Annotated in this window: 11 protein-coding genes; 8 read left to right on the top strand and 3 right to left on the bottom strand. The window is 63.1% G+C overall.

The annotated features are described in order from the left end of the window. Positions 1-8 precede the first annotated feature (8 nt). Both sphantq_RS16535 and sphantq_RS16530 read right to left on the bottom strand, forming a co-directional pair. Positions 9-1,106 (bottom strand): LLM class flavin-dependent oxidoreductase, encoded by a 1,098-nt coding sequence (locus tag sphantq_RS16535; RefSeq protein ID WP_272799021.1) that lies wholly within the window; start codon positions 1,104-1,106, stop codon positions 9-11. A 176-nt stretch (positions 1,107-1,282) separates the two neighbouring features. Next, positions 1,283-3,712 (bottom strand): TonB-dependent receptor, encoded by a 2,430-nt coding sequence (locus tag sphantq_RS16530; protein WP_272799020.1) that lies wholly within the window; start codon positions 3,710-3,712, stop codon positions 1,283-1,285. 196 nt (positions 3,713-3,908) lie between these two features. On the opposite strand from sphantq_RS16530, the gene sphantq_RS16525 reads away from it, so the two are divergent. Further along, positions 3,909-4,109, top strand: a complete 201-nt coding sequence (locus tag sphantq_RS16525; protein WP_148648328.1) for a hypothetical protein — start codon at positions 3,909-3,911, stop codon at positions 4,107-4,109. A gap of 135 nt (positions 4,110-4,244) precedes the next feature. Then, on the top strand, positions 4,245-6,647 hold the full coding sequence (locus sphantq_RS16520) for a membrane-bound PQQ-dependent dehydrogenase, glucose/quinate/shikimate family (protein WP_272799019.1): 2,403 nt from the start codon (positions 4,245-4,247) through the stop codon (positions 6,645-6,647). An 18-nt stretch (positions 6,648-6,665) separates the two neighbouring features. On the opposite strand, the gene sphantq_RS16515 is transcribed toward sphantq_RS16520, so the two are convergent. Further along, positions 6,666-7,427 carry an SDR family NAD(P)-dependent oxidoreductase gene (locus sphantq_RS16515; RefSeq protein ID WP_272799018.1) on the bottom strand — a complete coding sequence of 254 codons (762 nt, stop codon included), beginning with the start codon at positions 7,425-7,427 and terminating at the stop codon, positions 6,666-6,668. Positions 7,428-7,812: 385 nt separating this feature from the next. Between sphantq_RS16515 and sphantq_RS16510 the strand changes: the two genes are divergently transcribed. From sphantq_RS16510 to sphantq_RS16485, 6 genes are all read left to right on the top strand, one after another. Beyond that, positions 7,813-8,970, top strand: a complete 1,158-nt coding sequence (locus tag sphantq_RS16510) for an LLM class flavin-dependent oxidoreductase (RefSeq protein WP_129926540.1) — start codon at positions 7,813-7,815, stop codon at positions 8,968-8,970. Between the two features lie 75 nt (positions 8,971-9,045). Next, positions 9,046-9,495, top strand: coding sequence for a nuclear transport factor 2 family protein (locus tag sphantq_RS16505; RefSeq protein WP_165363605.1), 450 nt, complete (start codon positions 9,046-9,048; stop codon positions 9,493-9,495). Continuing rightward, complete coding sequence (locus sphantq_RS16500; protein WP_272799017.1) at positions 9,492-9,815, top strand: hypothetical protein; 324 nt, start codon at positions 9,492-9,494, stop codon at positions 9,813-9,815. The genes sphantq_RS16505 and sphantq_RS16500 overlap by 4 nt, the downstream gene beginning before the upstream one ends. A gap of 30 nt (positions 9,816-9,845) precedes the next feature. Next, positions 9,846-10,652, top strand: coding sequence for an SDR family NAD(P)-dependent oxidoreductase (locus sphantq_RS16495; protein WP_272799016.1), 807 nt, complete (start codon positions 9,846-9,848; stop codon positions 10,650-10,652). Positions 10,653-10,686: 34 nt separating this feature from the next. Beyond that, a complete protein-coding gene (locus tag sphantq_RS16490) occupies positions 10,687-13,032 on the top strand; it encodes a membrane-bound PQQ-dependent dehydrogenase, glucose/quinate/shikimate family (RefSeq protein ID WP_272799015.1) in 2,346 nt (781 codons plus the stop codon). Continuing rightward, the gene (locus sphantq_RS16485) at positions 13,029-13,517 is read left to right on the top strand and encodes a 2,4'-dihydroxyacetophenone dioxygenase family protein (protein WP_066601389.1); all 489 of its coding nucleotides are present in this window, start codon (positions 13,029-13,031) and stop codon (positions 13,515-13,517) included. Before sphantq_RS16490 ends, sphantq_RS16485 begins: the two co-directional genes overlap by 4 nt. The last annotated feature ends 11 nt before the right edge of the window (positions 13,518-13,528 follow it).

The raw sequence follows: 13,528 nt of genomic DNA, 5'->3' as shown, positions 1-13,528 counted from the left end.
GGCGCGCGTCAGACCGCGGCCGTCGCGTAATCCCGCGCCATCGCCTTGGCGTCCGGGATGACGTTGTCGCCGAATAGCTGGAGCGACACCATCGCCTCGTCACGGCTCATCCCGCCATAGAAGAAACAGCCGGCCAGGCTGATTTCCGGTCCCAGAACGCGCAGGCGCTCCTCGACGCGGGCCAGCACCTGCGCCGGCGTGCCCACGCCCACCTGCGCATCGACATAGGCCCTGGCCGCCGCGTCCACGCCCATTTCGCGCAGCGCGGCGGCGCCTTCGGCATAGGATTGATAAGCGGATGATTTGGCGAAATGGTCGCCGGTCATCTCATAGTGGCGGACGACCGTCTGATAATAATTGCCGGCGTAGGTGTAGGCCAGTTCGCGCGCTTCGTCGGCATCCTCGCGGATCAGATAGAAGTCATCCATGATGATATGCGGCTGGCGATCGGGATGATGGGCGCGGAAAGCATCGCGATATTCGTTCAGCAGCGGCAACATGCCGTCCAGCGGCTTGGTGACGAAAGTCAGCAGGCGACCGCCAATCTCACCGGCGGTGCGGGAGGATTCGGGCGACATGCCGACGGCGCAGAAACTGTCCGCCAACGACGCGCGCGGGGCGGGATGCACCGGGGTCGGGGTCTGCGGATAATATTTGCCCGTGCCTTCGATCACGCCGCTGCGCAGCGCGCTGAGCACCATTTCGAGCGCTTCGTCGAACCGTTCGCGCGATTCATCCATGGGGATGCCCATATGGCTATATTCCATCTTGGCGAGGCCGCGGCCGAACCCGGCGATGCAGCGCCCGTCGCTCAGATGGTCTAGAAACGCCAGTTTCTCGACCACGCGAAGCGGGTCGTTCCACGGCAGGATCACCGCGCCCAGACAGAGTTTAAGCGTCGTCGTCTTCGCCGCGAGATAGCTGAGCGGCAGGAAATTGTCGGGACAGGCGGAATAGTCGATGTCGAAATGATGTTCGGGAGAGCAGCAGATATCGAAGCCCAATCCCTCCACCTTTTCCATCAAGGACAATTCGTCCTGGACGAACTGGAGCGGGCTGCGGATATTGCCGGGATTCTGCCAAACGGGCGTGTAGATAATGTCCATGAACCTCTCCCTCGTTTTCGCCGGGCCGCTGCATGAGCCGCCAATATCGTTCATTATAATATCCGATATATTATCGGATTTATAGCCTTCATCGACCCTGTTCGAGCGCGCGCCTGGTGCGACCGGACGCAAAAACGGCGCCGCTCCCGACGCGGGAACGGCGCCAGTCGCCCCCCTTATTTGATCTTGAACGACATGGTCACGCCATAGGTCGCCGGCATCCCCGCCAAACGGCCTGCCGATGCGCTCGCCGGCACGACTGCGGCGATGTAATATTTGTTGAAGACATTCTTGCCCCACAGCATGACCTTCCAGGCGCCGCCGGGCGCCTCATAGCCAAGCCGTGCGTCCACGGTCGCATAGCCGGGAATCTTGTAGACCAGTCCGATCGGGGCCTGCTTGCGGAACTCGGCGGGATTGTCGGGCCACACGATCCGGCTGCCGCCCAGCGCAGCGTCCTGCGAACTGCGGAAATTGGTCGACACCCCGACGAAGGGACCACCATCGCCCGGTGCGCGATAATCGATCGACGCCGTGCCCGACCATTCGGGTGTGTAGGGCAGCGCATCGCCGAAGGCGCCGAAGTCGTTGACCTCGCCAATGATATTGTAATCGCGTGGCGACACCGGCCCTTTCTGCAGCTTGGAGTTCAGATAGGTGACGCCGCCCGACAGTGTCAGGCCCGCGGCCGGACGGATCGTGACATCCGCTTCGCCGCCATAGATGCGCGACTTGGGGATGTTGATGAGGATGTCGAGCACGCCGAAGAGCGGATCAAGCAGCTTGCCGCGGATCTGCTTGTTCCGGTAATCATAATAGAAGCCGGCCGCGTTGAACTGCACCGCACGGTCGAACAACTGGGCCTTCAAACCTGCTTCATAGGCCGTCACGGATTCCTGCACGACCGGCTGCAGGCCGACATAGCCCGATGCGGCGAGCGCCGGGAAGCTGCCCGCCTTGTAGCCGCGCGAGACGTTCGCATAGAGCAGCGTCGTGTCGGTCACCTTGTAATCGACGCCCACCCGCCAGGAGACATTGTCCTCCTTCAGCGTCTTGCGGAAGGGTTCGCCCGGCACATTATTGTCGTTGAGCGTATAACAGCCCTCCGGCCCGATCGGCGTGAACGGCACAGTGCCCAGCAGACCGCCCAGGAAATTGAACAGGTCGTTGACATAGCCATTAGCGTCCGTGAAACCGCAATTATAGGCTTTGTTCTTGGACTGGGTGTAGCGAATGCCGCCCTTGAGCGTCAGTTGTGAGCTGATATCAAATTCGAGATTACCGAACGCGGCATAATTGGTGATCTTCTGCTTCATCAAATCGCCGCTGAAATTGATGAACATCAACCCGGCATTGTTGGTGTCATTGTCATAATAGCGCAGGTGCTGAAGCTCACTCGTCGTGCTGCGCTCATAATTGCCGCCAATGATATAGCGTAGCGCCGACGTGCTGGCATTGGCGATCCGCAATTCCTGATTGAACGACGTCAGCTTGCCGTCCGACTTTTGGAGATCGAAACCGACCGCGACCACGCCTTCGCCATCCGTGCGCTGATTTTGCTTGAAATGATCATAGGTGGTGATCGACGTCAGGGTCATGTCGTCGGTCAGGTCATAATCCGCCCGGACCGAAGCCTGGATGAAGGTGCGCTTCGACTTGGGCGAAAAATCGGCGAGTTCGTCCGTCGGCGTGCCGGCCGGACCGCCATAGGGATCGACCGAGAAATGGGTCCAGTCGGCGACGCGCGCATTGCCGAAAGCAAAGGGTTGGTTGGCGTAGATGGGCTTTACATTGGTAAAGTCGGTAGGACTCATCGCCACATATTGGATCGCCTGCGGATCGGACGTGTCGCGCGACCCGTTCAGGTTGAACGCCAACTTCAACCGCTCCGACGCCTGCCAGTCCAACAGGATGCGGCCGGCGATATAGTCTTGCGATCCGTTGGTGTCGGTCGGGCGCGTGAGGCTATATTGCCAGTCGTTGAGATGGTGCGCCGTCATGGCGATGCGGCCATTGAGATTTTCCGTCAGCGGCCCGCTGACATAGGCATTGCCATCGATCTGGTTGAAGCGACCATAGGTGATGTCGCCGCCGGCCTCGAACGTGTCGGTCGGCTTGGCGGCGATATAGTTGATCGCGCCGCCGGTCGCATTCTGACCGAACAAGGTGCCCTGCGGGCCTTTCAGCACTTCGATCCGCTGCAAATCGAAGGCGGCATGGGACGCCATGACCGGGAAAGGCAATGGCGCCTGGTCGATATAGACCGACACGGCGGGATAGACGCCCAGCGAGCTTTCGTTGAAGCCGACGCCGCGCAGCGTGAAGATGGGCGTGTTGGTGACCGATGGCGTGAAGGTCAGGCCCGGAACGGCGGACGCAACGTCGGAAAGGGATACGATCTTGCGATCTTGCAACTGTTCCGCGCTCAGGGCGGTGATGGTCAGCCCGACCTTGTTTATATTCTCCTGCCGCTTGTTCGCGGTCACGATGATATCCGCATATTGCGAGGGTTGCGCAGTTGAGTCCTGTGCTTCCTGAGCCTGCGCGGCGGTTCCCATGACCAGCCCCGCAACACCCGACAATAAAAGCGCCTTTGCAGCGTTCATTTCGGCATCCTCCCATGTACTTCGCTTTTTACGAAGCCGAATTAGTATCGGGTTTTAGACGGCATTCTGTCAACCAAAATGAGATATGGTCCTACCAATTTAATATTGGTTATATTTCAGTTATTTAAGTCGGCATATCCGGGCGCGGTCGCCGCGTCCCGCAGCTGATGCGACAAATCCGACACATGATCGATGAATGACTCGCTATATGGATCGATTATTCTTGATGATACAGCTTTCCGCGATGACGGAAGACAAAGCCCCTTACCAACAAAAATCTTCCGCAACGCCTCCATTTTCGCAGGAACAACATTCTGCCGGACTTCTGCGTGGAGTCGTCCAAGCCATTCAACCCGCAAGGCTTTTGATCCAGCGCATTCACCCTGCGATCGGATGACGAAACGCTTTTGGGCGCTACCGAACGGCGACCCCCGCTCGCACCAAGAAGCTGCTTCAATCCGAATTATTTTCGGTTATTATCGAGTCGCAAAAACATGTGCGCGAAAATCGACATGATAGGGAGAGGACGACCATGCCCCAGCACTTGCTTGGCCCTGTTGTGGCGAACAGCGATCGAAACGATGGCGTTCGCCTGTCCCGCCTCGCCGTCCGCATCGTCGCGGGCCTGATCGCGCCCATCGCTCTTATATTGACGATCGGCGGCGGCCTGCTCGTCCTTCTGGGCGGCTCGGCCTATTATCTCTTGGCCGGCCTGATGATAGCCGCCGCCGCCATATTCTTGTGGCGCGGCGACCGACGGGGCGCCTGGGTCTATAGCGCGATGCTGGCGGCGACGCTGGTCTGGGCGTGTTGGGAAACAGGCGGCGATCCCTGGGCGCTCGCGCCGCGCATCATCGGCCCGGCGGTCGTCGGTCTGCTGCTGCTATTGCCTGCCGTCCGCAGGGGTTATGGCGCGCCGCCGATCCATAGGGGATGGTTCCTAGGCGGCGGCGTGCTGATGCTCCTGCTGTTCGCCGGCGGCGCCTGGCTGTCACAACCGGTCGCGACCGACCATGCCGCCGCCTGGCCCGCCGCCGCCCCGGCCAGCGAATGGCGACAATGGGGCAATGGCGCAGGGGGCGACCGCTTCGCCGCCGCCACGCAGATTTCCCCTGCCAATGTCGCCCGACTCCAACCCGCCTGGTCTTTCGAAACCGGCGCGAAGCCGCGTCCCGGCGGCGCAGGCGCGCTCGCGTTCGAGGCGACGCCGGTCAAGGTCGGCAACCGGCTGTTCCTATGTTCGCCGCATAATGTCATCTTCGCGCTCGACGCGACGACAGGGCGTCAACTCTGGCGGTTTGACCCGCGGACGAAGGATATGGGCCATGCCTTCGCCAATTGCCGGGGCGTCGCCTATCATGCCTTCGCCGACGCCGCCGCACCCTGCGGCGAGCGCATATACAGCGCGACGATCGACGCCCGGCTGATCGCGATCGACGCCCGCACCGGCGCGCCCTGTCGCGATTTCGGACGCGGTGGCGAAGTGGCACTGGCCGACGGGATCGGCAATTATGCCTCCGTCCTCTATTATGTGACCTCGACCCCAGTCGTGTCCGGCAATGTCGTGGTCACTGGCTCCTATGGGCTGGACGGGCAGAAGATGGACCAGCCGTCCGGCGTCGTGCGGGGCTATGACCTGGCTAGCGGCAAGCCGGTCTGGGCGTTCGACCCGGCCGACCCGGAACGGGGCACGCCCAAGGCCCGCTATGTGCCCGGCACCCCGAATATGTGGAGCGTGGCAAGCAGCGACGAGAAGTTGGGCCTGATATACCTGCCGTTCGGCGTCGCCACGCCGGATTTCTTCGGCGGACACCGTTCGCCCGGCGCGGAGCGCTTCTCCAACGCGATCGTCGCTGTCGACAACCGTACCGGTCGACCGCGCTGGACGTTCCAGACGGTGCATCACGACCTGTGGGATTATGATGTCGCGGCGCAGCCGGTGCTGACCGACATTCGCGTCGGCAATAGGTTGGTTCCTGCGCTGGTCAGCGTCAGCAAGACCGGGCAAAGCTTCATTCTGGACCGTGCGACCGGCCAGCCCCTGTCCCCGGTGGTGGAAAAGCCCGTGCCGCAAGGCGCAGCGCCAGGTGACTGGACCGCGCCGACGCAACCTTTTTCCGTCGCCATGCCCGCCTTTGGTGCGCCGCCGCTGACCGAAGCGACGATGTGGGGCCTCACTCCGATCGACCAGCTATGGTGCCGCATCGCCTTTCGCAAGATGCGCTATGACGGCCCGTTCACGCCGCCGCGGCAGGACTGGTCGATCCAATATCCGGGATCGGCCGGCGGCGTGAACTGGGGCAGCATATCGATCGACCGGCAACGGCGCATCATGATCGTCAACAGTACCAATATGCCCTCGCTCAATCATCTCATCAGCGCGAAGGAGGTGCAGGCGCTGGGGCTGGCGCCGATGGGGACGCCCGGACAAAAGCCGTCGCTGGAGCGATTTCGCCTGGGCGTGCCGCAGACGGGCGCGCCCTATGGCGCGCAGAACCATATGTTCCTCTCGCCGCTTGGGGTGCCGTGCATCCAGCCGCCCTTCGGGACATTGAGCGCAGTCGATCTGGACAGTCGAAAATTATTGTGGAGCCAGCCGATTGGCATGGCCGACAGCATGGGACCAATGGGCATACCCTCGCGCCTGCCCTTCACCATCGGGCTGCCGACGCTGGGCGGATCAATCACGACGGCCAGCGGCTTGACCTTCATCGCATCGACACCAGACCATCGGCTGCGCGCGGTAGAGACGGCGACCGGGCGGCTGTTGTGGCAGACCCGCCTGCCCGCCAGCGCCAACGCGACTCCGATGACCTATGTGGGGGATGACGGGCGGCAATATCTGGTGATCGCGGCGGGTGGCAGCGCCGCATTGGCGAGCAACGAACGCAATGTGCTGGTCGCATATGCCCTGCCGCAGGTCAGCCGACGCTGACCCGCGACAGCGCGGCATTTAACGGGCGAGCAGGCCGCCATCTACGGGCAGGCTGATCCCGTTGACGAAGGGGCAAAGGTCTGACAGCAGCCAGCGCGCCGCCTGCGCCACATCGTCGGGCTGGCCGAAGCGACCGACGGAATGGCGCACCAGCAGCGGTTCGAGCGCGGCGGCGAACCCCGCATCGTTGAACAGCCGTTCTTCCGTCATCGGCGTGAGGATCAGGCCCGGCAATACCGCGTTGACGCGCACCTGCGTTTCCCCAAATTCGCACGACGCCGCGCGGGTCAGGCCGGTCACGCCCGCTTTGGACGTGGCATATTCGGCCATGTTGGGTGATGCCGCCACCGCCGCGCCGGACGCGGTGTTGACGATGGTGCCGCCGCCAGTCCGCCGCATCTGCGCGATTTCATGCTTCATGCACAGGAATACGCCGTTCAGGTTGATGTCGATCACGCGGCGCCATTCGGCATAGCTAAGGTCCGGCACGATCTTGCTGGCGAATTCGATGCCGGCATTGTTGAACGCGCCGTCCAGCCCGCCAAAGTGCGCCACCGTCGCCGCGACCATGGCGGCGACCGATTCGTCGTCGGCGACGTCGCACGCGACAAAAGCCGCTTCCCCGCCATCGGCGCAGATCGCTTCGGCAGCCGCAGCCCCCGCATCGGCGCTGCGGTCGGCGATCATGACCCGCGCGCCATCCTGGGCAAACAGGTTCGCTGCGGCCCGGCCGATGCCGGAAGCTCCGCCGGTCACGATGATGATCTTGTCCTTGAGCATGTCAGTCCTCTCCTCAACTTCTAAGCCAAACGCCAGAAAAACTGTCATTTTTATCGGAAATTTTCTGGATTTTTCCGTTATACTGTCCGGATATAGAGATTTCCCGCCAATCTCGTCAATATTTTCCGATAATATGTCGGATTGACAATAGACAGATTGATCGGCAGAAACGGCCATAGGCACGAAGCATCCGACATATCGGAGCGGGGAGAGGAAAGCCGCATATGCCGTCAGATAACAAGCCCCTCCGCCGCGCATGTCCTGGGTCCCTTCGTCACGCCTGCCCCGCATGGCCATGCCGACCCGGAACGCCGTAATTCCCTGATAGCCAGAAGCCGGGGCGGCATGTCGATCAGCCCCGCCGCCCATATCGCCGGAGAGAGAGATGAAATTTTTTGAAGACAGGATGCGGTTCGGGATTTTCATGGGACCATATCACCGGCCCACGCTCAATCCGCTCGTGGCCTTCCAGCAGGATATGCAGACCGTCATCAACCTGGACGAACTGGGGTTCGACGAAGCGTGGATCGGCGAGCATCATTCGGGCGGGATCGAGACGATCGGCAGCCCCGAACTGTTCATAGCCGCCGCGGCGGAACGGACCAAGCGCATCAAGCTGGGCACCGGCGCGATCACCCTGCCCTATCACAACCCTTTATGGGTCGCCGACCGGATCGTGCAGCTCGACTATCAGACGCGCGGCCGGATGATGTTCGGCGTCGCGCCGGGCCAGTTGGTGCAGGACGCGCAGATGATGGGCCTGCACCCCTCGCAGAACCGCCAGCGGTTGCAGGAAGCGCTGGAAGTCATCATCCCGCTGTTCAAGGGCGAACGGGTGACGCGCAAGACCGACTGGTTCGACTTGCAGGATGCGCGGCTCCAGATGCTGCCCTACTCCAATTTCGACATGGCGACGGTCAGCGTCCTGTCCCCATCCGGCCCGCTGCTCGCCGGGCGGCACGGCATGGGGATGCTGTCGGTCGCGGCGACCGACCCGGACGGGATCGAAAAGCTGCTGGGCCATTGGGAGATCATGGAGCAGGAGGCCGCAAGCCACGGCCAGCCAAAGCCGTCGCGCAAGGATTGGCGCCTGATGGGACCGATGCACCTGGCCGAAACCATGGAGCAGGCCAAGGAAGATGTCCGTTACGGCCTGTCGCTGCTGGAAGATTATCGCGCGCATATCAATCCCGCGCCCGACATCGACTGGTGGGACATCGACAAGATCGTCGACATGCTGAACGAAAGCGGCGCAGCCGTCATCGGCACGCCTGAAATGGCGCGGGCGCAGATCAATCGCCTGATCGAAAAGTCCGGCGGTTTCGGCACCTATCTGCTGATGGGGGTCGATTGGGCGCGCTATCCCGCGACGGTGCGCAGCCATCAACTGTTCGCCGAGGAAGTGATGCCCTATTTCAACGGGCTGGGCGATCCGCTGCGCAAGAGTTTCGAGGAGGTCATGGCGACCGGCTATGCCGGGGCGCAACTGACCGCCGAAGCGCAGGCGTCCATGATCCAGAAATATAAACGCGGATCGGTCTGAAGACGCGCGTTATCGCGACCGACAGCAGAATGCTGGCCGCACGATCGGCCCGGCGCGCAAGAGAGGATGAGCGACATGCCGATAGCCTATAGCGACGACGAAACCATGGTGCTGGAGTTTCTGGACCATTGGGAAGGCTGCAATATCGACGTCCTGCTCGGCTATTTCGCGGAAGGCGCCAGCTATATCGACATGCCCCTGCCGCCGCGCCACGGAAAGGACCAGATCCGCATTTATCTGGATACCGTATTTTCCGCCTTTTCGGTACGGATCGAAACGCTCAACATCGCTTCGCGCGACTCTGTCATCTTCACCGAACGGGTGGATTATCTGCAATCCAATGCCGACCCGTCCGTCGTCGTGCCGCTGCCGGTCACCGGCGTCATGGAAGTGCGCGATGGCAAGATCGTGGCCTGGCGCGACTATCTGGACCTGCGCACGGCGGAGGAAGGGTTGGGCATCGCCATACGCCCCGCCGATGCGGCGATGACAGGCATTGCCCGCACGCAGGAACAGGCGGCATGACCGCCGGAACGCTGGCGCTGTTCATCGCCGCCACCCTCTTCCAACTTGCCGGCGCGTCGATCCTGCCAGCAACCCGTGGAATGACCGCGCCGCTGCCCAGCTTCGCCGTGTTCGCCTGCTATGCGATCGGTCTGGTCTGCATGGCGCGACTGGTCGTGTCGGGGGTGAACCTGAGCCTGCTGATCCCGATCATCACGCTCGCGATCATCATCGGATCGGTTGTCGTTGGCATCACCGTCTATGGCGACAGCCCGTCGTCGATGAAGCTCGCCTGGCTGGCCGGGGCGGTGGTCTGCATGGGCCTGTCCTTCACCGCCTGAGCCACAGCCGCAACGACAAGGGAGAGGCATATGACACGGATATTTGACGGCAAGGTCGCGTTGGTGACCGGCGGCGCTTCTGGCATCGGCGCGGCGTTCGCGCGCACCATCGTGCGCGATGGCGGCCGGATCGCGATCGCCGATCTCAACGAGGATATGGGGCAGGCGCTGGTGGCCGAACTGGGCGCCGACAAGGCCAGCTTCACCCGCACCGACGTATCGCGGCAGGAGGATGTCATCGCCTTTGTCGACGGGGCGGCGGTGCATTTCGGGCGGATCGACATATTGTTCAACAATGCCGGCATCGGCGGCATGGGCACCACGCTGGACCTGGACGCAGAGACTTTTCGCCGGGTGATAGAGGTCGATCTCTTTTCGGTATTCTACGGATGCAAGGCCGCGTTACCGCACATGTTGCGCAACGGATCGGGGGCGATCGTCAACAATGCCTCCATCGCCGGGATGCTGGGCGATTTCGGCATGACCGCCTACAACACGGCCAAGGGCGGCGTGGTCAACTACACCCGCGCGCTGGCGATGGACATGGCCAAGTCGGGCATCCGCGTGAACGCCGTTTGCCCCGGTTGCGTCGACACGCCGCTATTTGCGGGGCTGAAGGCCGCCCAAAGCGTGTTTGATAATTTCATTCGCGCGGTGCCGATGGCGCGGATCGGCCAGGCCGAGGAAATAGCCGAGGTCGTCGCCTTCCTGGCGTCGGACAAGGCGTCCTATATGACCGGCGCGGTGGTCCCGGTCGATGGCGGCATCACCGCCACGTCCGGCTTCCCCGATCTCGCGCCGTTCATGGAGATATTGCAAAAAGGCTTCAACGCATGAGGGCGGCGGCCATTTCGGAGCGATCGCCCAGGTCATGATCCGGCTGACCCGCCTTGTCGCCGCGCTGTTGCTGCTCGTCGGGCTGGCCGTCGCCGTGGGCGGGGCTTATCTGATCTGGCTGGGCGGATCGCCCTATTATCTGCCGGGCGGTATCGTTGTGGCCTTGAGCGGCTGGTGGCTGTGGCGCGGCGACCGCCGGGCGGGATGGCTTTATGCGCTGTTCCTGACGATCACGATCGTCTGGGCGCTGTGCGAAGTCGGTTTCGATGGCTGGCAACTGACCGCGCGGATCGTCGGCCCGGCGCTGTTCGGCGTTCCTTTCCTGCTGCCCTACATCCGCCGCCGGATCGGCAAGGGCGCGGTGGCGGCAGGGCTGGCGGGCATGGCGGGCTTGCTGCTGATCCTTGGCTGCGCGCTCCGGTCGCCGATGGAGATTGCGGCGATCCCCGGCCGAACCGCCACCCAGATCGCCATCCCCGGCGATCCGGGACTATGGCCCGTATGGGGCCGCGACGAAGCGGGCACCCGTTTTTCACCGCTAACGCAAATCACGCCGACAAATGTCGAGAAGCTCCAACTGGCCTGGACCTTCGACACTGGTCACGAGCCCATGAACGCACCCGTCCCAAGCCCGCTGCAATCCACGCCGCTGATGGTGGACGGCAAGCTGCTGCTCTGCACCCAGACCAATATCGTCTTCGCGCTCGATCCCGAAAACGGCAAGCCGCTCTGGCGTTTCGATCCGAAGGTCGATCCCAAGGGCGGATCGGCGGTGCGCACCTGTCGCGGCGTCGCCTATCATGACAATGGTGCGGCAGCCTCCACAGCCTGCCCGCGCCGCGTCATCACCGCAACCTATGGCGCGCAACTGATCGCGCTGGACAGCGCCAGCGGACGCCCCTGCCCCGGCTTTGGCAAGAGCGGTTTCGTCGATCTGAACGCCGGGATGGGCCGCACCGCGCCCGGCCTCTATTATATCAGTTCCGCGCCGGTGATCGTTGGCGACGTGATCGTGCTGGGCGGATGGGTTGCCGACAATGTCAGCACCGACGAACCGTCGGGCGTGATACGCGGGTTCGACGTCACGACCGGCGCGTTGCGCTGGGCGTGGGATATGGGCAATCCGAACAATGCGCACGGCCCGGCGCCGGGCGAAGCCTATACCCGATCCACACCGAACAGCTGGGCGCCGATGAGCGCTGACACGAAGCTCGGCCTGGTATTCGTTCCCACAGGCAATGCGACGCCGGATCATTTCGGCGCCTATCGCTCCCCCCAGTCGGAGAAATATGGCAGCTCCGTCGTCGCCCTGGATGCCGCGACCGGCGCGGTGCGCTGGTCGTTCCAGACGGCGCATCACGACCTGTGGGACTATGACGTCGCGTCGCAGCCGACCCTGATCGACTTGCCCGCTTCCGGCGGCACAATCCCTGCGCTGGTCCAGCCGACCAAGCGCGGCGAATTGTTCCTGCTCGATCGCCGCACCGGCAAACCCTTGGCCCAAGTCCGCGAACAAGCCGCGCCGCAGGAAGGCAAGGCGCCCGAAGAACGGCTTTCCCCCACTCAGCCCTTTTCCATTGGGATGCCGTCATTGGCGGGCGGGCGGATCACGGAACGCGATATGTGGGGCATTACCCCGATCGACCAATTGTGGTGCCGCATCCAGTTCCGCAAGCTGCGCTATGACGGTCCGAACACGCCGCCGGGACTCACCGAATCCCTGCTCTACCCCAGCCTGGGCGGGGGCATGAACTGGAGCGGGGTGTCCTATGATCCCGAACGACGGCTGCTGATGGTCAACAGCATCTCTTATCCCACGCTGATGCAGCTGGTCCCGCGCGCTGCCGCAGGCGGCGGCAAGGGGCCGGGGGCGAGCCATAACGCCACCGATTTCGCCGCGCCGCTGCCCATGGCGGGCACTCCCTATGGCGCGCGGCTGCGCGGCTTCACCAGCCCGCTCGGCACGCTCTGCCTCGCGCCGCCCTATGGCCGTATGACCGCGATCGACATGACGACGCGCAAAATCGCCTGGCAGCGCCCCGTCGGCACCGTGCGCGACAGCGGCCCGTTGGGGCTGAAGGTCGGCCTGCCGATCCGCATGGGGATGCCCGGTTTCGGCGGCACGCTGGTCACGCGCAGCGGCCTCACCTTCTTCGGGGGCGTGAAGGAACGCGCCTTCCGGGCCTTTGCGACGGATACGGGCAAGATGCTTTGGTCGGTGCGGATGCCCGCCAGCGGCAACGCCAATCCCATGACCTATTTGGGGCCGCGCAGCGAACGGCAGTTCGTGGTCATCGCCGCCACCGGCCATGTCACGTCGCAATCCTTTCCGCTGGGCCGCACCTTCCACGCCTATGCACTGCCACAGGAGGGCAAATGACGCATGACCATGCCGCCGGATCGTTCCGGCACAGCGAATTGCTGCTGGAAACCAGCAGCCATGACGAACGCGAATGGGTGCCTGCCGCGATGGAGGGCGTATGGATGCGCCCGCTGATGTTCGACACCGTGTCGGGCGCCTGGGTGAATGTCACCCGCATCCGTAGCGAAGGCAAGATCAGCCGCCACGCCCATGCCTGCCCGGTCCAGGCCTATGTGCTGTCGGGCCAGTGGCGCTATCGCGAGCGCGACTGGATCGCCACCGCCGGCCAGTATCTGCTGGAGCCGGCGGGCGACACTCACACGCTGATCGGCCTGCCCGGCGGATCGGAAACATTATTCTGGATCGCAGGATCGCTGATCGAACTGGATGATGACGACCGGCCCGTCGGCCAGTCCAACGTCTTCACCCGTATCGAACAGAGCGCCGCCCATTTCGAGAAAGTCGGCCTGGGCCGCGACTATGTCCGTCGCTATATCCGCTAGGGGACAATCCG

The organism is Sphingobium sp. AntQ-1 (assembly GCF_028538045.1).
Taxonomy (GTDB): domain Bacteria; phylum Pseudomonadota; class Alphaproteobacteria; order Sphingomonadales; family Sphingomonadaceae; genus Sphingobium; species Sphingobium cupriresistens.
Note: the sequence above shows the minus strand (reverse complement) of the source record. Positions and strands in the feature narration are given on the sequence as shown.

What these genes read in the sequence shown, in the direction of transcription:
- sphantq_RS16535 (WP_272799021.1), bottom strand. Translation starts at nt 1,106, where the DNA reads ATGGACATTATCTACACGCCCGTTTGGCAGAATCCCGGCAATATCCGC.
- sphantq_RS16530 (WP_272799020.1), bottom strand. Translation starts at nt 3,712, where the DNA reads ATGAACGCTGCAAAGGCGCTTTTATTGTCGGGTGTTGCGGGGCTGGTC.
- sphantq_RS16525 (WP_148648328.1), top strand. Translation starts at nt 3,909, where the DNA reads ATGACTCGCTATATGGATCGATTATTCTTGATGATACAGCTTTCCGCG.
- sphantq_RS16520 (WP_272799019.1), top strand. Translation starts at nt 4,245, where the DNA reads ATGCCCCAGCACTTGCTTGGCCCTGTTGTGGCGAACAGCGATCGAAAC.
- sphantq_RS16515 (WP_272799018.1), bottom strand. Translation starts at nt 7,427, where the DNA reads ATGCTCAAGGACAAGATCATCATCGTGACCGGCGGAGCTTCCGGCATC.
- sphantq_RS16510 (WP_129926540.1), top strand. Translation starts at nt 7,813, where the DNA reads ATGAAATTTTTTGAAGACAGGATGCGGTTCGGGATTTTCATGGGACCA.
- sphantq_RS16505 (WP_165363605.1), top strand. Translation starts at nt 9,046, where the DNA reads ATGCCGATAGCCTATAGCGACGACGAAACCATGGTGCTGGAGTTTCTG.
- sphantq_RS16500 (WP_272799017.1), top strand. Translation starts at nt 9,492, where the DNA reads ATGACCGCCGGAACGCTGGCGCTGTTCATCGCCGCCACCCTCTTCCAA.
- sphantq_RS16495 (WP_272799016.1), top strand. Translation starts at nt 9,846, where the DNA reads ATGACACGGATATTTGACGGCAAGGTCGCGTTGGTGACCGGCGGCGCT.
- sphantq_RS16490 (WP_272799015.1), top strand. Translation starts at nt 10,687, where the DNA reads ATGATCCGGCTGACCCGCCTTGTCGCCGCGCTGTTGCTGCTCGTCGGG.
- sphantq_RS16485 (WP_066601389.1), top strand. Translation starts at nt 13,029, where the DNA reads ATGACGCATGACCATGCCGCCGGATCGTTCCGGCACAGCGAATTGCTG.